The sequence below is a fragment of the Cognatundibacterium rivi genome (assembly GCF_018139565.1).
Lineage (GTDB): Bacteria > Pseudomonadota > Gammaproteobacteria > Burkholderiales > Burkholderiaceae_D > Undibacterium > Undibacterium rivi.
In genome coordinates this window covers 224,733-250,815 of sequence record NZ_JAGSPK010000005.1, presented here as the reverse complement: position 1 = coordinate 250,815, position 26,083 = coordinate 224,733, and the positions used below count along the sequence as shown (strand labels likewise).

At 50.0% G+C, this 26,083-nt stretch carries 34 protein-coding genes, 1 tRNA gene, 2 other RNA genes and 1 pseudogene; 36 read left to right on the top strand and 2 right to left on the bottom strand.

Going from position 1 to position 26,083, the window contains the following annotated elements:
* The first annotated feature begins 13 nt into the window (after positions 1-13).
* The 7 genes from trhP (at position 14) to KDM87_RS14565 (ending at position 8,583) form a co-directional block, all read left to right on the top strand.
* On the top strand, positions 14-1,375 hold the full coding sequence (trhP, locus tag KDM87_RS14595; RefSeq protein ID WP_212679758.1) for a prephenate-dependent tRNA uridine(34) hydroxylase TrhP: 1,362 nt from the start codon (positions 14-16) through the stop codon (positions 1,373-1,375).
* A 169-nt stretch (positions 1,376-1,544) separates the two neighbouring features.
* Positions 1,545-1,850 carry a DUF1294 domain-containing protein gene (locus KDM87_RS14590; protein ID WP_212679757.1) on the top strand — a complete coding sequence of 102 codons (306 nt, stop codon included), beginning with the start codon at positions 1,545-1,547 and terminating at the stop codon, positions 1,848-1,850.
* A 121-nt stretch (positions 1,851-1,971) separates the two neighbouring features.
* Positions 1,972-6,051: a DEAD/DEAH box helicase gene (locus KDM87_RS14585; protein ID WP_212679756.1), complete on the top strand. Its 4,080-nt coding sequence runs from the start codon at positions 1,972-1,974 to the stop codon at positions 6,049-6,051.
* 113 nt (positions 6,052-6,164) lie between these two features.
* On the top strand, positions 6,165-7,202 hold the full coding sequence (dusA, locus tag KDM87_RS14580; protein ID WP_329604945.1) for a tRNA dihydrouridine(20/20a) synthase DusA: 1,038 nt from the start codon (positions 6,165-6,167) through the stop codon (positions 7,200-7,202).
* Between the two features lie 12 nt (positions 7,203-7,214).
* Positions 7,215-7,667 carry a copper chaperone PCu(A)C gene (locus KDM87_RS14575; protein WP_212679755.1) on the top strand — a complete coding sequence of 151 codons (453 nt, stop codon included), beginning with the start codon at positions 7,215-7,217 and terminating at the stop codon, positions 7,665-7,667.
* A 195-nt stretch (positions 7,668-7,862) separates the two neighbouring features.
* A complete protein-coding gene (locus KDM87_RS14570; protein ID WP_212679754.1) occupies positions 7,863-8,423 on the top strand; it encodes a hypothetical protein in 561 nt (186 codons plus the stop codon).
* An 84-nt stretch (positions 8,424-8,507) separates the two neighbouring features.
* Positions 8,508-8,583: transfer RNA gene (locus KDM87_RS14565), tRNA-His, on the top strand.
* A 93-nt stretch (positions 8,584-8,676) separates the two neighbouring features.
* Here the strand turns inward: KDM87_RS14565 and KDM87_RS14560 are convergent.
* Positions 8,677-9,036 carry a hypothetical protein gene (locus tag KDM87_RS14560; RefSeq protein WP_212679753.1) on the bottom strand — a complete coding sequence of 120 codons (360 nt, stop codon included), beginning with the start codon at positions 9,034-9,036 and terminating at the stop codon, positions 8,677-8,679.
* A gap of 92 nt (positions 9,037-9,128) precedes the next feature.
* Positions 9,129-9,569: a MerR family transcriptional regulator gene (locus KDM87_RS14555; RefSeq protein ID WP_212679752.1), complete on the bottom strand. Its 441-nt coding sequence runs from the start codon at positions 9,567-9,569 to the stop codon at positions 9,129-9,131.
* Between the two features lie 206 nt (positions 9,570-9,775).
* On the opposite strand from KDM87_RS14555, the gene KDM87_RS14550 reads away from it, so the two are divergent.
* The 29 genes and pseudogenes from KDM87_RS14550 (at position 9,776) to KDM87_RS14410 (ending at position 26,073) form a co-directional block, all read left to right on the top strand.
* Positions 9,776-10,081 (top strand): helix-turn-helix domain-containing protein, encoded by a 306-nt coding sequence (locus tag KDM87_RS14550; RefSeq protein ID WP_212679751.1) that lies wholly within the window; start codon positions 9,776-9,778, stop codon positions 10,079-10,081.
* A gap of 59 nt (positions 10,082-10,140) precedes the next feature.
* Entirely contained in the window at positions 10,141-10,629 is a 489-nt protein-coding gene (locus KDM87_RS14545) for a hypothetical protein (protein WP_230407799.1), read from the top strand.
* A complete protein-coding gene (locus KDM87_RS14540) occupies positions 10,626-12,824 on the top strand; it encodes a Mu transposase C-terminal domain-containing protein (RefSeq protein WP_212679750.1) in 2,199 nt (732 codons plus the stop codon). Before KDM87_RS14545 ends, KDM87_RS14540 begins: the two co-directional genes overlap by 4 nt.
* Before the next feature lie 16 nt (positions 12,825-12,840).
* A complete protein-coding gene (locus KDM87_RS14535; RefSeq protein WP_212679749.1) occupies positions 12,841-13,614 on the top strand; it encodes an AAA family ATPase in 774 nt (257 codons plus the stop codon).
* Between the two features lie 2 nt (positions 13,615-13,616).
* Positions 13,617-14,255 carry a hypothetical protein gene (locus tag KDM87_RS14530; RefSeq protein ID WP_212679748.1) on the top strand — a complete coding sequence of 213 codons (639 nt, stop codon included), beginning with the start codon at positions 13,617-13,619 and terminating at the stop codon, positions 14,253-14,255.
* Positions 14,242-14,730, top strand: coding sequence for a MarR family transcriptional regulator (locus KDM87_RS14525; protein WP_230407798.1), 489 nt, complete (start codon positions 14,242-14,244; stop codon positions 14,728-14,730). Before KDM87_RS14530 ends, KDM87_RS14525 begins: the two co-directional genes overlap by 14 nt.
* Positions 14,727-14,954 (top strand): annotated as a pseudogene (locus tag KDM87_RS14520) (hypothetical protein); the annotation flags it as partial. The gene KDM87_RS14525 and the pseudogene KDM87_RS14520, both read left to right, overlap by 4 nt.
* Positions 14,955-14,977: 23 nt before the next feature.
* The gene (locus KDM87_RS14515; RefSeq protein ID WP_212679746.1) at positions 14,978-15,232 is read left to right on the top strand and encodes a hypothetical protein; all 255 of its coding nucleotides are present in this window, start codon (positions 14,978-14,980) and stop codon (positions 15,230-15,232) included.
* Between the two features lies 1 nt (position 15,233).
* On the top strand, positions 15,234-15,494 hold the full coding sequence (locus KDM87_RS14510) for a hypothetical protein (protein WP_212679745.1): 261 nt from the start codon (positions 15,234-15,236) through the stop codon (positions 15,492-15,494).
* A 12-nt stretch (positions 15,495-15,506) separates the two neighbouring features.
* Positions 15,507-16,280: a hypothetical protein gene (locus tag KDM87_RS14505; protein WP_212679744.1), complete on the top strand. Its 774-nt coding sequence runs from the start codon at positions 15,507-15,509 to the stop codon at positions 16,278-16,280.
* 10 nt (positions 16,281-16,290) lie between these two features.
* Entirely contained in the window at positions 16,291-16,545 is a 255-nt protein-coding gene (locus KDM87_RS14500) for a hypothetical protein (RefSeq protein ID WP_212679743.1), read from the top strand.
* Positions 16,546-16,572: 27 nt separating this feature from the next.
* On the top strand, positions 16,573-17,190 hold the full coding sequence (locus KDM87_RS14495) for a DUF3164 family protein (protein ID WP_212679742.1): 618 nt from the start codon (positions 16,573-16,575) through the stop codon (positions 17,188-17,190).
* A 134-nt stretch (positions 17,191-17,324) separates the two neighbouring features.
* Positions 17,325-17,600, top strand: coding sequence for an HU family DNA-binding protein (locus tag KDM87_RS14490; RefSeq protein WP_212679741.1), 276 nt, complete (start codon positions 17,325-17,327; stop codon positions 17,598-17,600).
* Positions 17,601-17,608: 8 nt separating this feature from the next.
* Positions 17,609-17,679: hammerhead ribozyme type II (locus KDM87_RS14485), an RNA gene on the top strand.
* A gap of 10 nt (positions 17,680-17,689) precedes the next feature.
* Entirely contained in the window at positions 17,690-18,124 is a 435-nt protein-coding gene (locus KDM87_RS14480) for a hypothetical protein (protein WP_212679740.1), read from the top strand.
* Positions 18,123-18,193, top strand: an RNA gene (locus tag KDM87_RS14475) — hammerhead ribozyme type II. The genes KDM87_RS14480 and KDM87_RS14475 overlap by 2 nt, the downstream gene beginning before the upstream one ends.
* A complete protein-coding gene (locus KDM87_RS14470) occupies positions 18,180-18,632 on the top strand; it encodes a gp16 family protein (protein WP_212679739.1) in 453 nt (150 codons plus the stop codon). The genes KDM87_RS14475 and KDM87_RS14470 overlap by 14 nt, the downstream gene beginning before the upstream one ends.
* Positions 18,629-19,027 carry a Mor transcription activator family protein gene (locus KDM87_RS14465; protein WP_212679738.1) on the top strand — a complete coding sequence of 133 codons (399 nt, stop codon included), beginning with the start codon at positions 18,629-18,631 and terminating at the stop codon, positions 19,025-19,027. The genes KDM87_RS14470 and KDM87_RS14465 overlap by 4 nt, the downstream gene beginning before the upstream one ends.
* 13 nt (positions 19,028-19,040) lie before the next feature.
* Positions 19,041-19,448, top strand: a complete 408-nt coding sequence (locus tag KDM87_RS14460) for a hypothetical protein (RefSeq protein WP_212679737.1) — start codon at positions 19,041-19,043, stop codon at positions 19,446-19,448.
* The gene (locus tag KDM87_RS14455) at positions 19,448-19,957 is read left to right on the top strand and encodes a DUF4124 domain-containing protein (RefSeq protein ID WP_212679736.1); all 510 of its coding nucleotides are present in this window, start codon (positions 19,448-19,450) and stop codon (positions 19,955-19,957) included. The genes KDM87_RS14460 and KDM87_RS14455 overlap by 1 nt, the downstream gene beginning before the upstream one ends.
* A 119-nt stretch (positions 19,958-20,076) precedes the next feature.
* A complete protein-coding gene (locus KDM87_RS14450) occupies positions 20,077-20,430 on the top strand; it encodes a putative holin (RefSeq protein ID WP_212679735.1) in 354 nt (117 codons plus the stop codon).
* A complete protein-coding gene (locus tag KDM87_RS14445; protein ID WP_212679734.1) occupies positions 20,431-21,060 on the top strand; it encodes a transglycosylase SLT domain-containing protein in 630 nt (209 codons plus the stop codon).
* Entirely contained in the window at positions 21,057-21,626 is a 570-nt protein-coding gene (locus tag KDM87_RS14440; RefSeq protein ID WP_212679733.1) for a hypothetical protein, read from the top strand. The genes KDM87_RS14445 and KDM87_RS14440 overlap by 4 nt, the downstream gene beginning before the upstream one ends.
* Positions 21,619-21,846: a TraR/DksA family transcriptional regulator gene (locus tag KDM87_RS14435; protein WP_212679732.1), complete on the top strand. Its 228-nt coding sequence runs from the start codon at positions 21,619-21,621 to the stop codon at positions 21,844-21,846. Before KDM87_RS14440 ends, KDM87_RS14435 begins: the two co-directional genes overlap by 8 nt.
* Positions 21,843-22,145 (top strand): hypothetical protein, encoded by a 303-nt coding sequence (locus KDM87_RS14430; protein WP_212679731.1) that lies wholly within the window; start codon positions 21,843-21,845, stop codon positions 22,143-22,145. Before KDM87_RS14435 ends, KDM87_RS14430 begins: the two co-directional genes overlap by 4 nt.
* Complete coding sequence (locus KDM87_RS14425; RefSeq protein WP_212679730.1) at positions 22,142-22,351, top strand: hypothetical protein; 210 nt, start codon at positions 22,142-22,144, stop codon at positions 22,349-22,351. The genes KDM87_RS14430 and KDM87_RS14425 overlap by 4 nt, the downstream gene beginning before the upstream one ends.
* A gap of 3 nt (positions 22,352-22,354) precedes the next feature.
* Entirely contained in the window at positions 22,355-22,855 is a 501-nt protein-coding gene (locus KDM87_RS14420; protein WP_212679729.1) for a DUF1804 family protein, read from the top strand.
* Between the two features lie 3 nt (positions 22,856-22,858).
* Complete coding sequence (gene terL, locus KDM87_RS14415; protein WP_212679728.1) at positions 22,859-24,517, top strand: phage terminase large subunit; 1,659 nt, start codon at positions 22,859-22,861, stop codon at positions 24,515-24,517.
* 11 nt (positions 24,518-24,528) lie between these two features.
* Positions 24,529-26,073, top strand: coding sequence for a DUF935 domain-containing protein (locus tag KDM87_RS14410; protein ID WP_212679727.1), 1,545 nt, complete (start codon positions 24,529-24,531; stop codon positions 26,071-26,073).
* Positions 26,074-26,083: the final 10 nt, after the last annotated feature.

Below are 26,083 nucleotides of genomic sequence, written 5' to 3'. Positions count from 1 at the left end.
GAACGTTGTTATCATGAAATCTCCTGAACTCTTACTGCCAGCGGGTTCGCTGGAAAAAATGCATGCCGCATTCGACTTCGGTGCCGATGCGGTGTACGCCGGTCAGCCACGCTACAGTCTGCGTGCGCGGAATAATGAATTTTCCACGCTGGAAGTTTTGCAGCAAGGCATCAGCGACGCTCATGCACGTGGCAAATTGTTTTTTGTTGCCAGTAATATTTTTCCGCATAACTCCAAGCTGAAAACTTATCTGCGCGACATGGAACCTGTGATCGCGATGAAACCAGATGCGCTGATCATGGCCGATCCTGGTCTGATTATGATGGTGCGTGAAAAATGGCCGGAAGTGCCCGTGCATCTGTCGGTGCAGGCGAATGCGGTGAACTGGGCAGACGTTAAATTCTGGAAAAAAATGGGGCTGACCCGCGTGATCTTGTCACGCGAACTGTCGCTCGACGAAGTGGAAGAAATTCGCCAGGAATGCCCGGACATGGAACTGGAAGTGTTCGTGCATGGCGCGCTGTGTATCGCTTACTCTGGCCGTTGCCTGTTGTCCGGTTACTTCAATCACCGCGATCCGAATCAAGGCACCTGCACCAATTCCTGCCGCTGGGATTACAAAGTCGAAAACGCGACTGAAAATGAAACCGGCGATCTCGCGCGTATTCCGGTGGAAACGATTAAATTCGACTTCAACAAAGCACTGGAAGATGCGAATCAATCGTTCTCAGCGATGGGCGACATGCCGCGCCATCCGCTGGCTGATCGTCCGTATCTGATCGAGGAATCAACCAAGCCAGGCCAATTCATGCCGATACTGGAAGATGAACACGGCACTTACATTATGAATTCCAAAGACTTGCGCGCAGTTGAGCACGTGGAACGTCTGGCGAAAATCGGTGTGGATTCGCTGAAAGTCGAAGGTCGTACTAAATCGCTGTATTACGTGGCACGTACTGCGCAGGTGTATCGTCGTGCGATTGACGATGCGGTGGCAGGGCGTCCGTTTAATCCGCAATTGCTGGGCGAGCTGAATGGTCTGGCGAATCGTGGTTACACCGATGGTTTCTATCAGCGTCATCACACGCAAGACCATCAGAACTACATGGAAGGTGTATCGCAGGCGCACCGCAGCCAGTATGTTGGTCAGGTGCTGAATGTTGCTGATGGCTGGGCTGAAGTGGAAGTGAAAAACCGTTTCGCAGTCGGCGATCAGATCGAAATCATTTCGCCGAATGGCAATGAAATCGTGACGCTGTCCGAAATGCGTAACAAAGAAAATCAGTCACTCAACATCATCGGCGGTGCCGGACATACTGTGCGCATTCCGCTTGATGCGAAATACGAAAAAGCCTTGCTGGCAAAAATGCTGTAAGCACTCAATACCGCAAGATGCATGCGGTATTGAAGAAAAATTCGGATACTCCCCCCTGTTTTTTGTAAAACACCCCTGATGTCCTTATAAACAAAGGTGGTTTTAAGATACTCCGGGGGAGTATTTTTATGTCGCTGGATCGCATGGTTTCTCTTTTTCCACATAGCCGGTGTCCTATCTACTCATACTTGCGCTGACGCTGACTTACTACCTGCTGCTCAGTCTGCTGTGTTTTCTGGTTTATTTTTACGATAAACAAGCGGCGATACAGCGCAGATCACGCGTTCCCGAGAAAAAATTATTGTTGCTGAGTTTGATTGGTGGCTGGCCCGGGGCGCTGCTGGCACATCAATTTTTACACCACAAGTCGATGAAGCGATCGTTCCTGCGGTGGTTTTTTCTGATGCTGGTGCTGCACTGGCTGTTCTTGTTTGCCTTGCTTGCCGCCTGCGTATTTTTCTCAACAGTGCATTAAAGAAAGTGGCTATCGTCACATTGATCTGTTTGCGTGATCTTCCATTGGAAACGTGATAAAACACAGATGCCGCGCATGTCTGCCAATTTTCTTATCCTTCATTTCAGCTCATTGACTTTCTATGGATTTGTTTGACCGCCTCACTGATGACGAATTACCCATCGTATATGCCACGGCTTTATTTACTGCGCCGCTGAGTCAGACCAAAGCACTGGAGTTAATGCAGCTGCGCGGTGCGAAAACCCTGATGGGTAATCCCTACGATGCAAAGCTGCTCAAAGATCTGATGCTGGATTTGTGCAAGCGTCAGGTTTTGCGGCAGGAAATCGGCCTCGGTTATATCTTGCGCGATGACTGGCGCATGCCCGTGTTGCTGCGTCTGCAGCAGAGCGGCGGTATGAAATTATGGATCAGCCAGATTCGGGATCTATTAAAAAAACACGGCGAATACCAGCATTGGAAATCTTACGATGCTGAATTTTACAGCCGTGAAATGCTGTTTTCCGTGCTGCTCGGCCGCACCGATGAGGCCTTGCTATGGCGTGAAAAATTTCTCAGTGTTAAAAACGATCATGCGCTTATTCCCGGCGCAGAATTTTTCCAGCATGAGGATGGCATCCGTTTGTTTTCGCAACTCAGGCCGATTGATCAGGGCATGGTGCTGACGGATATCTTTGTCAAAGCGAATTGGGAATTGCTCGATTGCCGTCTGGCGTACGAATACGCTTGTCAGCAGATGGATCAGGAGTCCAACAGCTGGCCGCAATTGATGGGGCTCGTTGCGTGGCAAGCCTTATTGCGTGGTGACTTCGACCGTCTCACGCAGTTGCAGCGTCAGTTGCCGCCGCAATTTCAGGGGGAAATGCTAATTGCGATGGCAGTCTTGCAAAACAAAATGCCGGTTGCCGTCGGGCTGGCACAAACCTATGCGCAGATACAAAAAGCCAGCAGCGGTAAGCGGAAAATTTTTATTCCCGATTTGCTTGGTCTGCTGAGCACCGTTGCGATGCTGGCGAAAAACGACACCAGCAGTTTTCAATTGGCGAAAGCGCAGGTGGATGAGGGCGTGAAACAGCGGCATGCGTTCAGCTACTACGTTTTGCAGCCACTGACGAATCATATGGCGCAAGGCGTCGTATTGCCGGTGTCGCATTTTAATGTGCGCAATGCGCATGACATCGATGTTTTGTTTGAAGCGATCGGTGCGTACTGGCAGGATGCGCCGCCACATCCACGGCTGCAGGCAAAGCTGCTGGAGATGCGCGGGACCATGATCCACTACGGCTATCAGTGGGTAGCGGCGGAACTGGATGTCTTGCTGGCGCATCAGTTTAAAGAAGTACAGCAATTCCCCGAATGGCATCGCCAGAACAATATCCAGCCCTTGTTATTCGCTTTGCAGCGCGAAGAAGGGTGGAAACGGGCGCTGAATGCGCTGTCACAACTCAAGCCTGCCAGTGCAGTGGTCGCTGCAAAAAAAGAAGAAGAAATGCGGCTTGCCTGGTTACTGGAATTTCATTTTCAGGAATTAAAAGCCGAGCCTCGTGAACAAAAGCGCGGTAGCAAAGGCGTCTGGAGCAAAGGGCGTCCGGTTGCATTGCGACGTCTGGTGCAGGAGCTGGATGCGTTCCCCTATCTGACTGAGCAGGATAAGCAGATTGCTGCCTGCATACGCCGCGCGTCTGACAGTTATTACGGCGGTAGTGAATTTGAAATCAATATCGATAAAGCATTGCCGTTTCTGGTTGCCCACCCTGCGGTGTACTGGTCGGATGCGCCGGATGTTCGCATTGATGTCGTTAAAGGCGATATCGCGTTGCAACTGAAAGAGAATGGCGACCAGATCAGTTTGCAACTGGAACCATTCATCAGCACCGATGCGAGCGTAGTCTGGAAAAAAGAAACGCCGACCCGTCTGGCCGTGTACACCTCGAGCCCGGAAATTAAACAAATCACCGGTATCCTCGGTCGCGGCCTGACCGTGCCGGTCACTGCCAAAGCGCAGTTAGTCGATGTGATTGCCGCGATTGCGCCGCATCTGTCTATTCATTCCGATTTGCCTGAGCTGGCTGCGCATATCGCGACGCTGGCGGCAGATCAGACTATGTTTGCGCATTTGCTGCCCTTACAAGAAGGCTTGCGCGTGCAACTGCTGATGCGGCCTCTGGCTGACGGCGGTTGGTTTCAACCGGGCAAAGGCGCGGCCAACGTGCTTGGCGAGCAGGCGGGCGTGCCGGTGCAGGCGAGTCGCGATCTGCCAAAGGAAAAAGCTCGGATGCAATTCGTGCTTGATGCCTGCCCCGCACTTGCCCATGCCGAAGAAAGCGGACAGGAATGGCAGTTGCAGCATCCTGAACAATGTCTGGAATTGCTGGAGCAATTGCGTGCCGTGCCTGCGGAGCGTCTGCAACTGGTGTGGCCTGAGGGTGAACGTTTTCGTCTGCGCGGCAGTCGTTCGCTGCAAAATTTACACCTGACGATTAAAAAGCAGGGCGAGTGGTTTGTTGCTGGCGGCGAGCTTGCGCTGGATGATGGGCGGGTGCTGGCGCTGCGTGAACTGCTGCAAATGGCAGGATCTGCGCGCGGCCGCTTTTTGCAATTAGGTGACAATGATTATCTGGCGCTGACCGACAGTTTTCGCAAACGGCTCGATGAATTGCGCGCATTAGGCGAAGCGGGTGCCGATGGCATACGCCTGAATGCGCTGGCGGCACCTGCGCTGGCAGAACTGGCTGCGGAAGCTGGCGAGCTGGAAGCCGATGCAGCCTGGCGTGAGCAAGTGAGCAAGCTCGATGCGCTGTCCGATTTTTATCCGCAGGTTCCTTCCACGCTGCAGGCGGAATTACGCGACTATCAGCTGGCGGGTTATCAGTGGCTGGCGCGACTCGCGCACTGGGGTGTCGGTGCTTGTCTGGCCGATGACATGGGGTTGGGGAAAACCGTGCAGACGCTGGCTTTGTTACTGGACAGAGCGCCGGGTGGGCCTGCGCTGGTGGCGGCACCGATTTCGGTGGCGATGAACTGGCAGGCAGAAGTCATGCGCTTTGCGCCGACGCTGAAGGTGCGTGCCTATCACAGCCACCGTTCATTGGCAGATCTCGGGCCTTTCGATCTGGTCATTGCCAGTTATGGCATGTTGCAGTCAGATGCCGAGGCTTTCGCGGCACAACACTGGCACAGTGTGGTGCTGGATGAGGCGCAAGTCATCAAGAATGCCGCAACCAAGCGCAGTCAGGCGGCGATGGCATTAAGCGCAGATTTTAAAATGATCGCCAGCGGCACGCCGGTAGAAAATCATCTGGGTGAACTCTGGAATCTGTTCCGGTTTATTAATCCCGGCTTGCTTGGTTCCAAAGAGCGTTTTACCGATAAATTTAGTACGCCGATTGAGCGTGGTGATAAGCCCGCGCGTCAGCATCTGAAAAAGCTGATACAGCCGTTTATTTTGCGGCGGACTAAAACCCAGGTGCTGACAGAATTGCCGCCACGTACTGAAATCACCTTGCAAGTTGAGCTGAGTGATGAAGAGCGCCATCTGTACGAAGCTTTGCGTCAGGAGGCGATGGATAAAATTGCGTCGCTTAGTGCGGAAGAAGGGCAATCGCTGAAAGTGCTGGCAGAAATCACCAAGCTGCGCCGTTTTTGCTGCCACCCGCAACTGGTATTAAAAAATTCCACGATCAGCGGCAGTAAGCTGGCGGTCTTTGAAGACACCATTGATGAATTGTTGGATAACCGCCATAAAGCATTGGTGTTCAGCCAGTTTGTCGATCATCTGGCGATCGTACGTGACAGCCTCGAAAAAAAAGGCATACGCTATCAGTATCTTGATGGCAGCACACCTGCAACCGAACGTAAAAAACGGGTTGACGCATTTCAGGCGGGCGACGGTGACGTGTTCCTGATCAGTCTGAAAGCGGGCGGTACAGGGCTGAATCTGACTGCTGCCGATTATGTGATTCATCTCGACCCGTGGTGGAATCCGGCGGTCGAGGATCAGGCTTCTGATCGCGCGCATCGTATGGGGCAGCAAAGACCCGTCACGATTTATCGTCTGGTGACGCAAAATACGATAGAAGAAAAAATCATCGCCTTGCATGCAGAAAAACGCGATCTGGCAGACAGTCTGCTGGATGAAGGTGATGTTGCCGCGCGGCTCGATACGGCGGCATTACTGCGTTTACTGAAGGAAAATGTCTGACGTTTTCTTGCGTGCGAGCTGGTGAGCAATCCACTTACCAGCGCAAGGTGGCAGTGAGCGGGCAAGGTAGCAAGGTACAATAGCGCTTTGCTCAACGCTGTATTGTATTTATTGTGACTACTCAAGTTTTACCGCCCCGCCGCGTCTCCGTTGCCCCGATGCTCGATTGGAGCGATCGCCATTGCCGTCAGTTTCATCGCCATATCACCCGTCATACCTGGCTGTACACCGAGATGGTGACGACGGGATCGCTGTTTCACGGTGATTTACAACGTCATCTGGAATTTAATCCCGGTGAACATCCTGTCGCGCTGCAGCTAGGAGGCAGTGAGCCTGCCGATCTCGCACATTGCGCCAAACTGGGTGAAGAGTGGGGATATGATGAAATCAATCTGAATTGCGGTTGCCCGTCTGAGCGCGTACAGAAAGGGGCTTTCGGTGCATGCCTGATGGCAGAGCCCTTACTGGTCGCTGATTGTGTGAAGGCGATGAAAGATGCGGTCTCGATTGATGTGACGGTCAAGCATCGCATCGGTATTAACGATGTCGATTCCTATGAATTTATGCGTGACTTTGTCGGGCAGGTCGCTGATGCCGGTTGTAAGACTTTTATCGTGCATGCGCGAACCGCGATTCTGAAAGGCTTGTCGCCGCGCGAAAACCGTGAGATTCCGCCGCTGAAATATGATTATGCCTACCGCTTGAAGCGAGAATTTCCTGAGTTGGAAATTATTCTGAATGGCGGAATTAAAACGACGGCAGAAATGCAGCAGCATTTGCAGCATGTCGATGGTGTGATGATAGGGCGAGAGGCATATCACAATCCTTATTTTATGGCGGATTTTGATGCGCTCTTTTACGATGATATGACTCCGGTCAAAACCCGTGAGGAAATTCTACATGCGATGATTCCGTATATTCATCGTCAGTTAGAATTGTATGGCAATGGTGGCAAGGGTTTGCGCCTCAATAGCGTGATACGCCACATGCTGGGATTGATGATGGGGTTGGTTGGTGCCCGTGCTTTCCGGCAAACCTTATCCGATAGTAAAAAGCTGGCTTCCGGTAATCCTGACATATTGCTTGAAGCTTTTGAACGCATGCAAACAGTGACTGCGTATGATCGCAGTCTCGAAGTATCTTCTCAATAATCAGAGGGCCTTATGAACATGTTTATCAAATCCATCATCGCTGTTTCCATCGCCACCGTTACTTTGGCCGCACAAGCTGAAATTGTGGTGAAGGATGCGTGGGTCAGAGCTACCGTGCCACAGCAAAAAGCGACTGGTGCATTTATGCAGATTCAAAGTACAAAAAATGTGCGTCTGATCGAAGTGCAGTCGGCGGCAGCCGGTCTGGTGGAAGTACATGAAATGAAGATGGACAATAACGTCATGAAAATGCGTGCGATTCCTCAGCTTGATGTGCCGGCCGGAAAAAATGTCGAGCTCAAACCCGGTGGTTACCATGTCATGCTGATGGACTTGAAGGCGCAGGCAAAAGCCGGTGATGCCGTGACATTGAAATTAATTTTCGAAGATGAAAATAAAAAACAGGAAACCGTGGATGTGAAGGCGACCGTCAAAAGTCTGACAACGATGGAACACAAAATGTAAGTTTCGTGACCCAAATTGTGACGCTTTTCTTTGGCGAGTAAAAATTTGTAATAGCTTCCGGTGAAGCGGGTTGGTGCAGTTATATTGTCGGCTGTTTCAACGCACGCTCCTCTTCTCACTGGATTGTGAGTTTATGCCTACGTAGGATTTACGTAGGCATTTTTTATTCAAACTCATTTTGACTAGACAGATTTTATGCGACGAATCTCATCCTCCAAAAGAAATGCGCTCGCCATTGATATGGCAGTCGCGATATCAGAACCTGCCATTCTGAGCCGCATTCCTTTCGATCAAATCCGTATAGAACATTTGTTGTCGCGAGCCGACGATGTGCATCACGTACTGGCGTTGACGCCGGAACAAAGTGTATTCTGGCGCGAAACCGCAAGCACCTTGCGCAGTATGCTGCGGCAACGTGCAGCGCGGCGTGAACAATGGCAATCAGCGCAGCGGGAATCGTTACAGAAAAACGCATTTGCCTTACCTGAACTGTTTTCCCAGCTTGAACGGGAAGAGCAGTCCGGTGCGACCGAAAATATCCGTATGCGCGATTTGTGTCTGGTGTTTTATGAAACACTGAGCCAACATCAACGTCAGCTGTTGCATGGTTTTTTATCGACGCAGGTAGTGAGTCGTCATCAGCCGTCCGACCGACTGAGTAAAGAATCGCAGGGCATGACATTGCTAAGCTGGCCTAAGGTCTCACGTCAGCATGAACAACACCCGGTGACTGCGTTCCTCAGTTTAATGGCCTGATTGCTTGAGAAGGTATTGCTATAGGGATGAAATCCTTATATAATGCGTAGCTCACTTGGGGCAATATTCAAGTGAAATTCAGTGGTGGTCGTAGCTCAGTTGGTAGAGTCCAGGATTGTGATTCCTGTTGTCGTGGGTTCGAGCCCCATCGTCCACCCCACAGAATTCGTTTTAGATCAAAGGCTTACGTGAATTTCATGTAAGCCTTTTTTCTTTTGATTTTCTAATATCTGGAAACTTTCTAAAATCCACGTCAGAGTGTGGGGGAGTGAGTGTTTTGTCCTTGGGCGAGGCTTTGAATAAAAATGGCAAAACTCAATGCCAGCGCGGAAATCAGACGAAAAGTGCCAAGAAAAAGCCAGATGCAAAAAATGATGAAAATTAGTGATAAACGGTATGCTTTTGCACGTTTATTGTCGCCGGAATGACTGCAAATTGCGCTTTTCCGATGTGGTTTGGAGTAAACGGGATCATTTGCCGCGTCGGACTGATGATGAACCACCGCCCCGATATGAACGATGGTGGTTGCTAAATTCGATTTTGTTTTACTTGTAGCCTTTGATAGCAAGTCCTTCAAGGTACTGACATCATCGTGATCACCTTCAAACAGCATGCGCCCTCTGCATCTTTAGAGGGATACAATGTTATCCTATTAGCACGTAGATAGTTTAATTTTTACTAACAATTAGTTACAAATGCAGCACATCACTTCGTCACTAAGCGAAGCAACTCACTAATTTCCCCAGCACCGACTTTCTTCTCAAGAAATTTATACAAAAACGTGACTATCTCGGCCTTTCTGGCTGCGTCTTCTATGGTCAGGTTGTTTTCCAGTAAATATTCATCCAAAGCACGTATTGCAGACGCCAGCCTTTGTGTATTGACTTGCTCTCCGTCCAGGATCGCCCCTGCGACGTTTCGTGTCTCATTAACTGCCAATGAATCCATTGGTTCGACTTTATATGGCTGATATTCAGGCAAATAGGCGGTAGGAATAGCAAACATCTTCCGTACGCCACCCAACCCAACTTTTGTTTCGCTGTACCACGCCTCTTTCTCTGCCCTTGCGAGCAGAGCAGGTTTTGTTTTTGGTAATCCAGGTAAATTCATCTCCAGAATTTCACTGGCTGACGATAGCTTTTTCACTTAACGGTTCCATTCAAAAAACTGTTAACAAAACAAAACACTTAAAGGTGAAACTGTTAAGTGTATATTTTGCTTAATAATCAATTACTTACAATTTCGCTTCATAGCGAAATGAAAAACTTTTATAAGAATTAAGTGTTAACCGTTGACTTTACACTTAACACTTATTAAGATGTGCTCACTGACTACCCATAAAAGGAAAAGCCATGAGCACACCACAAGCCACAAAAAAATCCACACTACCAACAGACTGGCATCGTGCGGATATCGTTGCCGCCCTGCATAAAAAGGGCTGGTCATTACGCGCCTTATCGTTACAGAGCAACTTAGGTGCAAGCACCGTTAAAGAAGCACTGAACCGCCCTTATCCCAAAGCAGAACGAATCATCGCTGCTGCGATTGGCGTAGCACCAGAGGAAATCTGGCCTGAGCGATACGCAAAACGGAATTTTACGCCAGTTTTAACGCTTTCCTCCCCTAACTCATCCCAACCGTTGCAGTGCGCTGCCTGAACTGAATCTTAGTTTGCAGTTGTTTTTAACGCTAGTGATGAATTTCGTGGAGTAAAAAAATGTCGTTGCGAAAAAGAAAATGGAAGTCAATCAAGGCCACAAGTATCAGTGATGCGACTGAACTGTGCCTGGACTACGCAACAGAAAACCATCGTCGTCCAGCAAAAGTGCTGGCAGATCTGATGGGGATTGATGTCAAGCTGCTGTACCGCTGGATGTCAGACAGCTCCATGCCGTTAAATCGTATTCGTCAGTTTGAGACATTTTGCGGAGCATCGTATATCAGTGAGTATCTTTGCACTGCCCACGGCGACAAGATTGTCATAGACATCCCATCAGGGAAAAAATCCAATGTTACTGATTTGGCTGAAGTGCAAGCCAATTTTGCAGAAGCAATCGCTTTACTGGCCCGGTTTTACCAGAATGGTGATGATGTTGAAAAGACAGTTTCTGTTTTAACCAGAACGCTCTCTGAACTAGGCTATCAACGTAACAACGTCATCAAGGTATCTCAACCTGAGCTTGCTTTGTTTGGGAGCGACAGATGAGTACCGTTATCGTCAAGTCTCAGTACACCGCTGCTGAACTTGCGGCAATGCTTTTACCAGGATTGCCGACTTCAAAGGTCAGCATCATTGCACTCGCAGATCGCCAAAACTGGAACTACACAGAAGTATCAGGCCGTGGTGGTCTACGCCGCGAATACACGCCACCAGCGGAAGTCATGGAATTGATTCGCCGCGCCGTGACGAAACAGTTAGCAGCGACAATTACCCCGCAAAATATACCTGTTGTTGCACCGCAATCCAGTCTTGCGCACACCGAAGCACAGAATTTAACGGCAGACGCACGTAAAGGTGTACTTGATGCGTTAAACGCTGTTATGCAGCGCACTGGCTATCCGTTAAAACGGGCGGCAAAATATTTGATTGATATCGCCCGTAATGGCGATGCCAGCCCACAACTGGTCGCCATGTTGAAACTCGCCAGGGATGGCCGTGGCCGCTCCAGCGACGATGGTTTGCCATCAGACCGTAGCCTGACCCGCTTTGTTGAGTACCAGAAGACTGCATCACTCGTACCCAAAGTACGTGAACGCGACATGAATGTTCCCGTATGGGCTAAGGCTTTCATGTCTTATTACCAGCGGCCTGAAAAGCCGACAGTCGAACATGCATACAAGCTGTTCTGCCAAAGCTACCAGGGCGATCTGCCGAGCATCCACAAAGTACGCCGTTTTCTCGCCAAAGTCGGTGCCGTATCCGTGCAGGTAGGTCGCATGGGTAGTCATGAACTCAAAACAATCAAAGGCTTTGTGCGCCGCGCCTTTGACAAGCTGCTGCCAAGTGACATCTACAGTGCCGACGGTCACACCTTTGATGCGGAAGTGCAGCACCCGTTTCATGGCCGCCCATTTCGGCCTGAGATAACCAGTGTCGTTGATATAGCGACTCGTCGTGTCGTCGGCTGGTCGATTGATCTGGCAGAAAGCGCATTGGCTGTATTAGACGCGTTGCGCGTTTCCACCTTAGTTGGTGGTGTGCCAGCGATTCTGTACGTCGATAACGGTTCTGGTTACGTAAACCAGATGATGACAGACACGGCAACGGGACTGATGGCCAGGCTCGGTACTGAAATGGTGAACAGTCTGCCTTATTCATCGCAAGCCCGTGGCGTTATTGAGCGCCTGCACCAATCTATTTGGGTCAAGGCAGCTAAAGAAGTACCAGGCTATATCGGTAAAGACATGGATCGTCAGGCCAAGCTGCAGGTATTCAAACTGTCGCGCCAGGCAATCGCTAAAAAAGCGGAAGAAACAACTGTCATGCCACTGATGCCTTGGGACTTATTCATCCCCTTTTGCAAAGAAAAAGTAGAAGAGTATAACGCCACGCCACATTCATCGCTGCCAAAGATCATTGACCCGACGACAGGCCGTCGCCGTCACATGAGTCCGGACGAAGCATGGCAACTTGCCGAAGAAAACGGTTTTAGCGCACACCGCATCACTGAGGATGAAGCGCGACCACTGTTCCGGCCACAGGTCATACGCAGCGTCCGTCGCTGTGAAATCGAGCTATTCACCAACCGCTACTACAGCAACGCGTTAGAAGAGTTTCACGGCACGGAGGTTCGCGTCGGCTATGACCTGCATGATCCGCATCTGGTTTGGATTTATGCCGACGATGGCCGCCTGATCTGCACTGCAGAGCTGGACGGCAACAAGGTTGACTACATGCCGCAATCATTCGTTGAGCGTTCTCGAGACAAACGTGCAGCTGGCCGCGAACGTCGCCTGGAAGTGAAGCTGGAAGAAGTCCGCGCAGAGCGTGAAGGCATGCCAGCGCTGGAAGTCAGCCAAGGCATCAGCATTCAGGCCGACATCGAACAACTACGTGCCAAATGGGCGCTGGAACGTGATGCAGAGCAAATGCTGCAGGTCGTATCGCGTCAAGTCACCGATGTGGAATGGACACCGAAAGCAGCGCCAATCGAAGAACCACACGACACGCCAGCCAGCAATGTGGTCGCCATACCTGAAACACCGCAGGCACGGTTTTCCAAATGGCTGACATTAGATCAACAACTTAATGAGGGAGGTGAACACATAGAACCGAGACTAAAACACTGGCATCAGAGCTATCAGATGTCATCGGAATTCAGAACGTTTTACAGAAGGCACCAGGGACAAACTGGACAAGAAAACAGCACGGCGGCAACCGTGCTGGTTATGAACAACTAAAGAAAGAGACTGAATTATGAGTACAAACCAACAAAAAAACAAGCAAGCAGCAGATCGCCCAAAGGGAGGTGTTGCAGCTATCGCGACATTTGATCTGGTGGCGACCACCTTGGATCAACTGACAAACCGCCGCTTCGGTATGGATGGGATAGGTTGCCTGTTTGGGCCGAGTGGATGGGGTAAAACTTTTTCCAGCAATGTGCTGGCAATGGAAACCCGCGCTTACTTCGTCCAAATGCAGCCAGTCTGGACGAAGAAGACCTTCCTGCAAAAGATTCTGGACGAAATGAAAGTGGACTGGGATCGCAGCTGCAGTGTCCCTGATCTGTTTGACATGGTGAATCAGCAACTGGCCGCGTCTCAACGCATCCTGATTATTGACGAATTTAACCGGGCTATTGAAAGACCAGTTCTGGCACAGATCACCCGCGCAATTTTCGATTGCACTCAATCGCCAATTCTGCTTGTAGGTGAAGAGAAACTGCCAGGCGAACTCGCTAAACCAGCATTCAAGCAGCTTTATCGACGCGTGTCTGCATGGGCAGAGGCACAGGACGTGACTGTCGAAGATGCAAAAAAACTGGCTCCGATCTATTGCCCAAATATCGACATCGCGCCTGATGCCATAGCTGCTCTGACAGCCTTTTCAAAAGGCTCAGTGTCATCCGTCGTCAAGTGCTTAAACGTGATCTTTGAAAGCTGTTTAACGCAGGGTATGGACAGCCTGAATCTGGCCGCATTGCAAAAAATTGCATTGCCTTCCGCAACCCACCCAAAACGGAAGATTTAACGATGGCCAGACAACCCGCTCAACATGAAATCAAGGGTGGTAAATCACCCCGTCAAAAGGTGTGGGAACAAATGCGCACGAATGCAGACCGTTTCACACAGGTTCAGATCGTTAGAGGCTGCAAGGTCTCGGAAGACACAGTCAAAGACTACGTCAAAGCCCTTCTTAAGGCGGGTTTTATCGCAGTCATTGACAGTGAACCTGTTGGAACGATGTGCAAGCGCAATGTGTATTCCCTGATCAAAGACAACGGGATCGAAGCGCCACGCGTATCAAAAAATGGTGTCGTCGTTACACACGGCGGCGTCAACGAGGCGATGTGGGGAACGCTGCGCCGAGTGTTAAAGGGGCAGACATTCAACTACCGTGAGCTTGCATCGTTTTCCAGCACCAACAGCCAGGAAGTATCTGAAGAAACCGCCAAGAGCTACGTCTTTATGTTAGCCGGAGCAAAGTATCTCGAATGCGTTAAACCAGCTGTACTCGGACGACGTGCGCAGCCAGCACGGTATCGCTTCCGGCCAGAAATGGATACCGGTTCACGCGCACCGATGATACAGCGCACAAAACAGGTCTATGACCCCAACAGAAATGAAGTGATGTGGGTAGAAGAAAAAGGAGCTGAAGATGAAGATTTGTGAATACATGAATAGCGACTGGTTTCAAGGACTGCAACGCGAAGTGGCTAACAGCACAAAGGCTGATGTTGCGAGAAAAATGGGGATCAAACGATCACGTCTTTCATGCGTCATGAATGGCCTTGGAGCATACGGCTCCGGTGCAGCCAGCACTGCGTCAATCGAACAGGAATACCGCCGGACATTTGAAAACGTGGAATGCCCTTTTAACGGTAACGCTGTACGCATTGAGTTTTGCCGGGAGAGCGCTTTGTGTTCGGCTCCGACACACAACCCGCGTCAGATGATGAACTGGCAAGCCTGCCAAAAGTGCAGCCACAAGCCGAAGCAGATAGAAGTAATAACGCTGAAGAAATCGTTAAAACGTGTTCCAACCGAGCCAGTCCAGCAAGCAGGAATCATCGACAAAGTAACCCTGCCACTGCCAGAAGTTGGCGCACCACAGATCGCAGACCAAACAAATCAGGAGGCAGCATGAAACCAGTCAATACAGAACAAGCGAAACGCAACAACGCTTTTATCGATCTGTTGATTCAGACGATGGAATTAAAAAACGATGCGGCACTGTCACGCGTACTTGAAGTAGCGCCACCCGTTATCAGCAAAATCCGACATGGCCGTTTGCCCGTTGGTGCGTCCATGCTGATTAGCGCGCACGAAGAAAGCGGTCTCAGCATCCGTGAAATGAAAGATGTACTCGGATTAAACAACGTGGCGGAGGAAGTATGAAGCTCTCAAAACTGAATGCGATTGTTCATAACCACATCGTACTGAATGAGTTGGTGAGCAGCGTTAAACGCGTCACGACAGCAATTCAGATCTGGCGCATTGATCGCAAGTATCACGCGTTAAACCATGAACTTGATTTCTATGAAGAAGCATTGAAAGAAGCACAGGCGAACGCTCAGCGTAATCGTGTCGGTCTGATGATACGCCGCCAGCAACTGCGCAGCAGCATGGTGAAGTTAGGAGGTAACTGAGATGCCGACACCGATGGACACAATGGAAGCGCAGTTAAGTGCAGGCGAAACGCCAAGTCACGACGACATGGCGCAGGTTTTAGCGCAATGCCTGCAAGAGCGTAACAAATTTGAAGCGATTGTCATGGATTTGGGGACATGGATGGCGCAACTTGTTTCCGCTCACATGAGAAAAGACGCAATTCAAATTAAAGCAATTCTGGATGACTTCATTGAAAAAAAGGTCAAGGTCATTACTAACCACAATCAGCAACTTCACTAATCCGGAGAAACTATGTCAAGCCATGCAGAAAAAATAACTGACCTGTTAAAACAGAAGCCATCGTTACGGCCAGTACAGATCGCCGATCTGTTAGACATCGACATCGATGTCGTTGAAAACACACTGACCGTATTGGCCAAAGAGGGCAAAGTCATCGGTCAGCCAGGTGTTGCCCCAAACAAGTTGCCAATGACGACGTACTCGCTGCCGCCTGGTGTGTTGAATTGGTCGGCACCGACACAGATGACTCGCGCACCTGTTACCCCACTAGTTACCGCACAAGGCGCAGCGCCAGTGACTACGTCAGAAGAAAAACCACTCTCAAAGACGCAGAAAGGAATTGAGTTCCTACGTAACGCCCCTGGGAAAGTATTTCTAAAAGACTTGTGTGAAGCGATGGGACTGAAGTACCCATCGACCTCACCACAAGCGTATTTAGCCAATCACATACGCATGGGTGAGGTCGTGAGAGACGGGCAATGGTATGCCATCGGAACACCTGGTGAACGTACAACGCCATTAAAACAAAAAGCTGAGGTGGCCAGAAAGCCAGTCGAGAAAGCCAAGGAAGAAACTGCAGCACAAAAACCAGTGACGCCGACACCAACTGTAACGCCAGCGTTAAATCAGGCTGCGCCATTTGATGTATTTGGCTTCTTACAAACAAGCCTGAGCGCAGATGAGTGGCGCGGTTACATGAAAGCCAACGTCATCGACCTGACATTGCGTGGCGATTATGCCGCCGCTTACGAATATGCAGGCCGACTGGCTGCAGCACAGGTTTAACGGACGAGTCATGGCAAAAATTGACGACCCTGTAAAAAAAGAGTTGAAGGCACTTGGTAAGACTGAAGCCATTGACATGCTGGAGTGGATGCTGAACCAAGACCGCCTGCGCATTGAGTTGTGGTACGAACCCAGACACGGTGCGTCACCTGAAAAATTCTATCAGGTCTGGACAATTTCAGACGATGAGGATTTTCCATCCGGACGTGGCGCAACCATGATCCAGGCATTACAGCAGGCGAAAGCTGCCGAAGAACAAATTTAACCACCCATTTAACACAACGGAGAACACATGAAAGACCAAACCATCCCGGCTGGATACCAGCAAGACGCACAAGGCCGCCTGATACCAGAAGCCTTAATTAAACCGATAGACCGTGAACGTGACACGCTGGTACGTGAACTGATCAATAAAGCCGCCGCCGTCAACAAGACGCTTGCCGACTTTAAGACAGCCACATTCAACAACATCAACGCCTTTATCGATCTGAGTGTCGAGCAATACGACGTCAAGCTGGGCGGGAAAAAAGGCAACGTCACGCTGTTTTCGTTCGACGGCAAATACAAAGTGCAGTTTGCCGTCTCCGAAAACATCCAGTTTGACGAACGCTTACAGGCCGCAAAAGAGCTGATCGATGAGTGCATTAAGGAATGGAGTCAAGGCTCTAGCCCTGAGATTCAAGTCCTCGTCCAGGACGCATTCAAAACAGATAAAGAAGGCAACCTGAACCACGGCCGCATTCTCGGCCTGCGCCGCCTGGACATACAAGACGAACGCTGGCAGCGCGCGATGGTTGCCATTGGTGAGTCTGTCCAGGTTGTGGGTAGCAAGCAGTATGTCCGCTTCTATCAACGCCGCGACGGCACAGATCAATACGATGCCATCAGCATGGATTTCGCCTCAGTTTAGTTGTTAGCCACGCGCAGTAGCAGGTCGCGGATAACAGCTACAGCATGCGCAGAGGTCACCTTTTCCTTTGTGAGTGTGCCGCCTGACCCACGTACGGGTTACTTCTCATTCAATTCAATTTTTACGGAGCAATCATGAACAAAGCAGAACTCGTTAAACACCTCGCAGAATCAGCAGATGTCACCAAAGCACAAGCGGAATCAATCCTGAACGAACTGGTGGCGACTGTGAAAGACACCGTCGCCGCTGGTAATGAAATCACGATTACCGATCTTGGCAAATTCAGCGCAACAGAACGCGCAGCGCGTACAGGTCGTAATCCTAAAACGGGTGAAGACATTGAAATTCCAGCGAAACGTGCGCCGAAATTTAGCCCGGCCAAGTCGTTCAAAGATCTGGTCAACAAATAAAGCGACATAAGCGAAACCAGACGGTGCAAGCCGTTTGGTCTGCCAGGCGTGGTTGCCTGGTACTGATGAGCAGCCGGAGAGGATACAAGATGAAACTCACTAAAGAACAGAAAGATGAACTGGCATTGAAGCTGAATAGCCCTTGGGCGGACGTGAAATTGATTTGTGACGGGTACGCCATAACCCTACGTGTTGAACGTTCTAAAGCTTTGAGCTATCGCGTAGCTACTTATATCAATGGTGAATGGCGAGGTGAGTGGTTCAGTAACGAAAAGGAATTTCCAGAGCAAAAATTTCTGCGTAAAGCGGTACGAGCGCTATGGAGTCCGGCGAAACGAAAAGAAGCGGAAAAGATGCTGGGTAAGCGGCATGTTGCCAAAGACCCGTTTTGGAATAAAACAATCACCTATTTTTCTTGCGACTGGCCAAGTGGAAAAGCGGCGATCAACCATCTGTGCAAGGTTTGCGAATCAGTGCAAGTTGCTCCAGAGAGTACGGAGGACACCACAGAACTTGCAGCCTGAGCGAAACCAGACGGCATAAGCCGTTTGGTCTGCTGGACGTGGTTGTCCAGTACTGATGAGCAGCCGAGGACAACAAGTGATACCAAAAACAGCAGATCAATTACGCAAAGCAGAGCTGGCGCAAATCCACATCGCCAAAGTACAGCTGGCACTGGATGACGACGCCTATCGCGCAATCCTGATGCAGGTCACTGGTAAAACATCATCCAAAGAACTGACATGGCAAGGTCGCAAGGCACTTCTGGATCACTTTAAGAAAATTGGCTTCAAGGTCAAAGCAAAATCCGCTGGCCGCAGCGCTCCTAAAGTCACTCCAGATCGCCAGGCATTAATCGGAAAAATAGAAGCACAGCTGGCGGAGGCCGGACGCCCTTGGGTGTATGCAGACGCGATGGCGAAACGTATTTGCAAAGTAGACCGGATTGATTGGTGTAAGCCAGATCAGTTAATGAAAATTGTTGCTGCACTGAGCTATGACGCAAAGAGAAACGGGAGGGCTGAAGCATGACATCGACACCTGATAGCACCGTTAAAGTATTGATAGAGACGATTGGTGAAGCGGCTGCGCTACGGATGATGGACGCCAAAAACTTTGGGGGAATGACAGTTGAATTCCCAAAAAAAGAAGTCGGGCGCGGCGAACAAGCGTTTGCACGTATTGCTGAAGTCATTGGACATGAAAACGCAAAGCGGCTCAGTATTCAATTTGGTGGTGAGCGTTTATACATTCCAAACCTACACAACCATTTCATTGCAAAAAGAAATAAAAGAATCGTCGCCAGTTATAATAATGGCACTAGTATTGCAGAGCTGGTCAAAGAATATGAAATTTCTGACCGCTGGATAAGAGAGATTTTGAAAACGACAGATATGAACAAAGAGTTACAGGTCAGTCTGTTTTAACCGTAAGGATGATATGAATAAGCTGATTATTGGTTCTGTCGTTATTGCCGTGGCTACTGCCGGATTTTTTATTGTTCGCACCGTGACGGAAAGCAAAAAGATAGAAGGCTTCAAACAAAATGTTACCCGTAACTTAAAAGACCCTGAATCAGCAAAATTCAGAGACTTAAAGTTAAATAAGGCTAAAACCGCGCTATGCGGAGAAGTAAATGCAAAAAATGGCTTTGGTGCATACGGTGGATATCAAGCATTTGTTGCCGTCGATTCTGCAGCTTTCATCATGCGGGGCGACTCATGCAATATAGGGTCAATCACAAGCCAGATCGAATGTATGAGTGAGAGAAACAAATTTTTAGAGCAATCAGTTAAAAATGAGTGCATAAAAGCGAGTGATATCCCATCACTAACCAAGGGCAAATAATGAAAAAGATTACCGTCATTGCGATAGGTTTTTTGCTGTGTAATTTAGCGAATGCGGAAGTATATCGATGCGTTATTGATGGCAAGGTCAGTTTTTCAGATAAAGCCTGTCCAGGTGAGGGAAAATCTATCGATGTTAAAGTCTCGCCTCCAAGTGGATCAGGCAGTGATGCCGAAATGCAGGTAATTCAGAATGATAGAGATCGGATACAATCAAATGAGAAAGTTCGTCAGCGCCTTGATAATCGGGTGAAGATCAGACAGTTGGATGAAGACATTGATAGTGCACAGATAAAATTAAGAATGCTGAGTAGCCAAATGGAATCAGAGCTTCAAGCATTGAAAAATAAGAAACGATCAGCGAATAATAATCTGGCTGGTGCAGTCTATGAGCAAAGTATCAGTTCTGAGATGAATGCAGTAGCAGGCAGTTATAACAATAAAATAATCATTCAAAAAAATGAGATTGATCGGCTTCAAAGAGAAAAACAGAGTTTAATGAGTAACTAACAAAGGCCGCTTCAAGCGGCCTTTGTTATTCCCATGAACACCATCCAACTGTTGCTACAGTAGTAAATACATATCCTTGGTACGTCAGACATTGACTTCAACCAATACCAAGGATTGCTATGAAAACTCTCCCCCGCATGACCGACTGGCTGCTAGGCGCGCTGGTGCTGTCGCTGCTGATCTTAGCGCTGTCACCGCAACAAATCCCCGTCTCACTTTACAAAATCAACCTGATCGCCATTGCTGGTGTGGTTGGTTACTGGCTGGATCGTAGTTTGTTTCCGTATGCTCGCCCTGACTCATTCATGGCCACAGATCTGGAAGAGATTGAAAACACCGTCGAAGTAGAAGACGCACCGCTGCAATTCGAGTTAGAAACGTTCCTGCAAAACGATCTGCTGCTCGCTGCATCAATGCTACGACGTGCTGTCATCGTGGCGGCGGCTATGATTGCTGTTGGCCTGGGTGCGTAAATGAAGCACCTCCTGACAGCGTATTTGCTGCCTATCATCGCTATTGTCCTTGCGGTGCTTGCAATCGTGTGTAGCGTTGCAAAAGCAGCCGATATACCAACGGCGGCGCATCAACACCGGGGCGATTTAACGCGTATTGCACGGCAGACGTTTGGGCTGGATGCACCGGTTCCTGTCTTTGCAGCCCAGTTACACCAGGAGAGCGGCTGGAATCCCACTGCAATGTCGCCTGTCGGAGCCAAAGGTATGGCGCAATTTATGCCAGCAACGGCACAGTGGTGGTGCAGCCTCAATAAACTATCTGCTGTCGATTGCCAGCCAACCAACCCAATATGGTCACTACGCGCCCTGGTCGGGTATGACTACTGGCTATACCAGCGGGTTGCTGGCAATACTGAGTACGACAAGTGGTGGGCGACCTTACGCTCTTACAACGGCGGTCTGGGGCATTGGCAAAAAGAAGCGGCTACTGTCACGCCAGCGTTAAATCACGCCGCCATCGATACCGCCTGCGGCAATGCCCGGCGCAGCAAAATCCATTGCCCTGAAAACGTAGGCTATCCACAACGCATCCTCAATCGCCTGCAACAGCGATATGCAACGTGGGGCAGAACAGTGAGTGAACAATGATCTCCGTATTCGACAAAGTCGCCGCAACGATTTTCATGCTGATCGGCCTCGTCATAGGAATTTTAATGACGCACGGGTTTTATGTCGCTGAGCTTGCAGATGCACGAACCACAATCAAGTCGTTAGAACTGCAGCGTAGCACTGACATCGAATCAACCAATGCAGCAGCTCTGAACCGCATTCAGATAGCCAATGCCAGGTCTGATGCATTGCAGACAAAGCTGGATATAACGGCACAACGTTTAACCATCACACAATCGGAGATGCAACGTGAAATCCACCGCAACACGACTGGCCGCGCTTGTCTTAATCAGCGCACTGTCAGCATGCTCAACAACCGTACCGCCGAAAGAAGTACAACTGCAAGCATGCCCACGCCCGTCAGCGAGCCTGTTGCGGCCAGTGGAACCATTGCCAGCGATACCAACATCGAAGACGAAGCAGCCACCGACACTGACATCGCCACCTGGGCAAACATCGTCATCACCCAATACAGCACCTGTAAAGCCAGGCTCGACGCATTAATCGCCTGGCATCTGCCATCTGGAGCTGGACAACATGACTGATGTTTTTGACCACGCAGCAGAATTAGAGCAGCAAGAGCGTGAACGTGCGTTAAATGAACAAGCGCGACGGGCAAATTTAACGGGTAAAACTCTCGCAGATAGTGCTGAGTTTTGTGATGACTGTGGTGACAACATACCGTTAAAACGTCGCAAGGCTATGCCGGGTTTTGTTCGCTGCATCAGTTGTCAGTCTCGTCAAGAACGTAGGGGGAAACGATGACAATTGATTTAACCGGCGCACAGATATTTTCGATCGTTCTGAACTTGCTACTGATTTGCCTGGCGTTTTTTATCCGGCAGTGGATGACGCGGCAGCAAGCGGACATCGATGCTGCTGCGGCAAAGATATCCTCACTGACCAAGGAACTCCACGATTACCAGTTGCAGTGTGCGCGTGACTTTGCACAACGTTCCGATGTCACCAATGGCCGCACAGAGATGATGGAAGCCATCCATGTTGTTGCCGCAAAAGTAGATCGTCTTTTTGACAAACTTGATATGAAAGCAGATAAGCCATGACTCCACCAGAAAACAAAACCGTCGATACTGAAGTCAGTGAAGAGCTGCGTCTGCTGCGTAAAATCGACAAGAAAGTTGATGCTCTCGATGGGCGCATCGATACGATGAAAAAGACTGCTGCCGTGCATGGCGCGGTTGCTGGCGGAATTTCCGGCGGTATCGTTGCCGCCGGTATCTCGTTCGCAAAAATCAAGCTGGGTCTGTAACACATGGCACACCCACAAGAAACCCGCGATAAGGTACGACGTGCCTACGTCTTTGATCGTCTGTCACTGGAAGTGGCGGCGATGAAATGTGGTGTTTCGTATGGGACGGCCAGCCGCTGGAAAAATCAGTCTGCGGAGAGTGGTGACAACTGGGACAAAGCACAGTCAGCGCAGTTGCTCTCAGGCGGCAGCATTGAAGACATTGGTCGTCAGATGCTGGCAGGACTGGTCACGCAGTACCAGGCGTCAATGGATGAGCTGACGCGTAACGACAAAATAGCACCTGCGTTAAAAGTGCAATTACTTGCCAGCCTTGCTGATGCATTCAATAAAACGATCAGTGCCAGCAAGCGCATCTTGCCTGAGACATCTGAGCTGGCAACAGCAATGGAAGTCGTGCAAAAGCTGGCTAGTTTCATTCGTACCCACTACCCACAACATGCCAATGCCTTCACGGAGGTGCTGGAGCCTTTCGGTGATGAATTGGCGAAAACATACGGGTAAAGTATGGCAAAGAAAACCCCGGCGCTCACAAAAAAGGAATTCCGCAACCAGGTCGCTGATCTGGCTGCAGGCATGCGTCTGGCGATTGAATCGCAGTGTGATGGCTTTGATCCTGATCCGGCCAGAATTAGTGAGCGACGCCTGCAGGCAATGGGTTCCTTTCGCTTCTTTGCGCAAACTTACTTCCCTCACTACATCAAGCATTCCCCAGCAACGGTACATGAATACCTGTACGACCGCTTTCAGGAGGTCGTAGATAACGAGATTGGTGATCACGATGCAGTCGCTGCACCGCGTGGCCATGCTAAATCAACGCTGATTACTCAGATCGGAACGCTCTGGTGCATCGTCACAGGCCGCAAGAAATACCCGCTGATCGTCATGGATGCGCTTGACCAGGCATTGCCAATGCTGGAAGCAATCAAAGCCGAGCTGGAGTTTAACCCGCGCCTACTGATTGACTTTCCGGAGGCGACAGGCCAAGGCCGTGTATGGCAAGTAGGTGTGATCGTTACCAGGAACGATATTAAGGTTGAAGTATTCGGCTCAGGTAAAAAGATACGGGGTCGCCGTCATGGACCATATCGTCCGGATCTGGTGATCGGTGACGATCTCGAGAATGACGAAAACGTGCGCTCTCCGGAACAGCGCGACAAGCTGATGACGTGGGTGTTAAAAAGTCTGCTGTCGCTCGGTTATGCCGATGACAGTTTGGACGTATTCATCATCGGTACCATTCTTCACTACGACTCGGTACTGTCCAGACTGATCAATAACAAGCTCTGGCGCGGCAAGAAATTTCGCGCAGTTGAGCAGTGGCCAGAGAACATGGCCATTTGGGATACGTGGACAGAAATACTGTTAAACGACGGCGAACAAGAGGCGCTGGACTTCTACCGGGCGAATCCAGGCATGGACAAAGGTGCCAAGATTTGTTGGCCGGGTGGCACCAGCTTTTACAAGCTGATGATCAAACGGGCGCGGGATGGTAAAGAGGCATTCGACTCTGAGCAACAGAATGACCCGGTATCAGGCGAAGATGCACCGTTTGCCAACTGTATTCACTTTTGGGTAAATCGCCTTGCCGAATGGCTGTTCTTTGGAGCATGTGATCCATCACTGGGCAAACAAGGCCGCAGCCGTGACCCTTCCGCTATCCTGGTCGGCGGTATGAACCGCGAGACGGGCGTGCTGGATGTGGTCGAAGCTAGCATCAAGAAGCGCCTACCGGACAAGATCATAGAAGACGTGATCGCCTATCAGAAAATCTATCGGTGCTTGATCTGGGGTGTCGAATCCGTCCAGTTCCAGGAATTCATGCGAACGGAACTGGTCAAGCGCTCTGCAGCGCGAAAGATACCCGTACCAGCACGGGCATTGATCCCATCAACAGACAAGATACTCCGGATTGAATCAATGCAGCCGCACATGGCCAATGGACTGATTCGCTTACACACCAGCCAATCGACGCTGATTGATCAGCTTAGACATTTTCCTAAAGCAGATCACGATGATGGACCAGATGCCCTGCAAATGCTGTGGATGCTGGCGACGACTGGATTTGCGTCATTTGAATTTGAGGCAGCTGGTAAGCGTGGTCGCAATGAGGCATCAGGCAGTCAAGATGATGACGACATAGATTCAGGCGATGGTGCCTGGTAGAGAGAAATAATATGGCAAATATAGTTGATCAATGGGGTAAGCCGATTCAAAGCGAGATCCTGCATGAACCGCAAACAGCAAAGTTGCAGCAGCTGCACATGGAGTATGCCAATCATCCGAGTCGTGGTTTAACGCCAGTACGTCTGGCATCGATCATGCAGCAGGCCGAACAAGGTAACCTGACAGCGCAGGCCGAGCTGTTTGCAGATATGGAAGAAAAAGATGCTCATATCTATGCGGAAATGAGCAAGCGTAAAGGCGCGATACTGTCTATCGACTATGAAATACGGCCACCACGTAATCCCAGTGCAGAAGAAAAGAGCCTCACGGCCTATTTAACGGAGATGGTGCAGGATATTGCATCACTGGATACGATCCTGATTGATGCGCTGGATGGCATCGGCCATGGCTATTCATGTCAGGAGATAGAGTGGCAGATATTGGGAAGTGAATGGCTACCAAAAGAAATCACTCATCGTCCACCGAGTTGGTTTAACGTTAGTCGCTTTAATCAGAATGAGCTACGCCTGCGCGATAACTCATCTGACGGTGCAGCGTTGAATCCTTTCGGCTGGATCGTGCATAAACACCGCGCCAGAACGGGTCCATTGGCGCGGACTGGCCTGCATCGAATGCTGGCATGGCCGTTTTTGTTTAAGAACTATGCCGTCAGAGACTTGGCCGAGCTGCTGGAGATTCATGGTCTGCCGATTCGCCTGGGTAAATATCCACCAGGAACCGGCGATGCTGAAAAGGCGACACTGCTCCGCGCTGTGACGATGTTAGGCCACGCCGCAGCAGGCATCATCCCAGACAGCATGTCTATCGACTTCCAAAACGCAGCAGTCGGTACGCATGATCCTTTCCAGGCGATGATCACCTGGGCAGAGCAATCCGAGTCTAAAGCGATTCTGGGTGCGACATTGACTAGTCAAGCCGATGGTAAATCATCTACTAATGCCCTCGGCAAAATACATAACGAGGTGCGCCGCGAGATCCTGGCATCGGATGCACGCCAATTGGCCGCAACGTTGACACGTGATCTGTTGTATCCATTGGCAATGCTCAACGGTAAGCAAGTCAACGACCCACGCCGCATGCCGCATTTCTTTTTTGATGTGCGTGAAGAGGAAGACTTCCAGCAAATTGCCGCAGCATTGCCTAACCTCGTGAATGTCGGCATGTCTATCCCAGTTTCCTGGGCGCAGCGCAAGCTCTCTATTCCTGCTGCGCAAAACGGTGAGCCGGTGCTGGTAGCAACGAAAACACCAATCAAAACAGATGCCATCGCTGTGAATCGTGTGGCGTTAAAAGCGCAAGATAATCCACAAGATCAGCTGCAACAACGCACCGAACAAGAAAATGATGATGCCTGGTCGCAGGTTGTCGACCACGTACAGCAGCTGGTTGCTGAGGCACCAGACCTGCCAACGCTGCAAAATCAACTATTGGCTGCGTATAGTGGTTTGCCATTGGACGATCTGCAGTCAGTGATGGCGCAGGGCTTCGCTCTGGCACAGCTGGCAGGCATGTTTGATGTTAAAACTGGTCAGTAGCCATGCCAGT

Excerpts from the sequence above, each read along its gene's own strand:
- trhP (WP_212679758.1), top strand. The coding sequence starts at position 14 with ATGAAATCTCCTGAACTCTTACTGCCAGCGGGTTCGCTGGAAAAAATG.
- KDM87_RS14585 (WP_212679756.1), top strand. The coding sequence starts at position 1,972 with ATGGATTTGTTTGACCGCCTCACTGATGACGAATTACCCATCGTATAT.
- KDM87_RS14575 (WP_212679755.1), top strand. The coding sequence starts at position 7,215 with ATGAACATGTTTATCAAATCCATCATCGCTGTTTCCATCGCCACCGTT.
- KDM87_RS14570 (WP_212679754.1), top strand. The coding sequence starts at position 7,863 with ATGCGACGAATCTCATCCTCCAAAAGAAATGCGCTCGCCATTGATATG.
- KDM87_RS14560 (WP_212679753.1), bottom strand. The coding sequence starts at position 9,036 with ATGCTGTTTGAAGGTGATCACGATGATGTCAGTACCTTGAAGGACTTG.
- KDM87_RS14550 (WP_212679751.1), top strand. The coding sequence starts at position 9,776 with ATGAGCACACCACAAGCCACAAAAAAATCCACACTACCAACAGACTGG.
- KDM87_RS14545 (WP_230407799.1), top strand. The coding sequence starts at position 10,141 with ATGTCGTTGCGAAAAAGAAAATGGAAGTCAATCAAGGCCACAAGTATC.
- KDM87_RS14540 (WP_212679750.1), top strand. The coding sequence starts at position 10,626 with ATGAGTACCGTTATCGTCAAGTCTCAGTACACCGCTGCTGAACTTGCG.
- KDM87_RS14535 (WP_212679749.1), top strand. The coding sequence starts at position 12,841 with ATGAGTACAAACCAACAAAAAAACAAGCAAGCAGCAGATCGCCCAAAG.
- KDM87_RS14530 (WP_212679748.1), top strand. The coding sequence starts at position 13,617 with ATGGCCAGACAACCCGCTCAACATGAAATCAAGGGTGGTAAATCACCC.
- KDM87_RS14525 (WP_230407798.1), top strand. The coding sequence starts at position 14,242 with ATGAAGATTTGTGAATACATGAATAGCGACTGGTTTCAAGGACTGCAA.
- KDM87_RS14515 (WP_212679746.1), top strand. The coding sequence starts at position 14,978 with ATGAAGCTCTCAAAACTGAATGCGATTGTTCATAACCACATCGTACTG.
- KDM87_RS14510 (WP_212679745.1), top strand. The coding sequence starts at position 15,234 with ATGCCGACACCGATGGACACAATGGAAGCGCAGTTAAGTGCAGGCGAA.
- KDM87_RS14505 (WP_212679744.1), top strand. The coding sequence starts at position 15,507 with ATGTCAAGCCATGCAGAAAAAATAACTGACCTGTTAAAACAGAAGCCA.
- KDM87_RS14500 (WP_212679743.1), top strand. The coding sequence starts at position 16,291 with ATGGCAAAAATTGACGACCCTGTAAAAAAAGAGTTGAAGGCACTTGGT.
- KDM87_RS14495 (WP_212679742.1), top strand. The coding sequence starts at position 16,573 with ATGAAAGACCAAACCATCCCGGCTGGATACCAGCAAGACGCACAAGGC.
- KDM87_RS14490 (WP_212679741.1), top strand. The coding sequence starts at position 17,325 with ATGAACAAAGCAGAACTCGTTAAACACCTCGCAGAATCAGCAGATGTC.
- KDM87_RS14480 (WP_212679740.1), top strand. The coding sequence starts at position 17,690 with ATGAAACTCACTAAAGAACAGAAAGATGAACTGGCATTGAAGCTGAAT.
- KDM87_RS14470 (WP_212679739.1), top strand. The coding sequence starts at position 18,180 with ATGAGCAGCCGAGGACAACAAGTGATACCAAAAACAGCAGATCAATTA.
- KDM87_RS14465 (WP_212679738.1), top strand. The coding sequence starts at position 18,629 with ATGACATCGACACCTGATAGCACCGTTAAAGTATTGATAGAGACGATT.
- KDM87_RS14460 (WP_212679737.1), top strand. The coding sequence starts at position 19,041 with ATGAATAAGCTGATTATTGGTTCTGTCGTTATTGCCGTGGCTACTGCC.
- KDM87_RS14455 (WP_212679736.1), top strand. The coding sequence starts at position 19,448 with ATGAAAAAGATTACCGTCATTGCGATAGGTTTTTTGCTGTGTAATTTA.
- KDM87_RS14450 (WP_212679735.1), top strand. The coding sequence starts at position 20,077 with ATGAAAACTCTCCCCCGCATGACCGACTGGCTGCTAGGCGCGCTGGTG.
- KDM87_RS14445 (WP_212679734.1), top strand. The coding sequence starts at position 20,431 with ATGAAGCACCTCCTGACAGCGTATTTGCTGCCTATCATCGCTATTGTC.
- KDM87_RS14440 (WP_212679733.1), top strand. The coding sequence starts at position 21,057 with ATGATCTCCGTATTCGACAAAGTCGCCGCAACGATTTTCATGCTGATC.
- KDM87_RS14435 (WP_212679732.1), top strand. The coding sequence starts at position 21,619 with ATGACTGATGTTTTTGACCACGCAGCAGAATTAGAGCAGCAAGAGCGT.
- KDM87_RS14430 (WP_212679731.1), top strand. The coding sequence starts at position 21,843 with ATGACAATTGATTTAACCGGCGCACAGATATTTTCGATCGTTCTGAAC.
- KDM87_RS14425 (WP_212679730.1), top strand. The coding sequence starts at position 22,142 with ATGACTCCACCAGAAAACAAAACCGTCGATACTGAAGTCAGTGAAGAG.
- KDM87_RS14420 (WP_212679729.1), top strand. The coding sequence starts at position 22,355 with ATGGCACACCCACAAGAAACCCGCGATAAGGTACGACGTGCCTACGTC.
- terL (WP_212679728.1), top strand. The coding sequence starts at position 22,859 with ATGGCAAAGAAAACCCCGGCGCTCACAAAAAAGGAATTCCGCAACCAG.
- KDM87_RS14410 (WP_212679727.1), top strand. The coding sequence starts at position 24,529 with ATGGCAAATATAGTTGATCAATGGGGTAAGCCGATTCAAAGCGAGATC.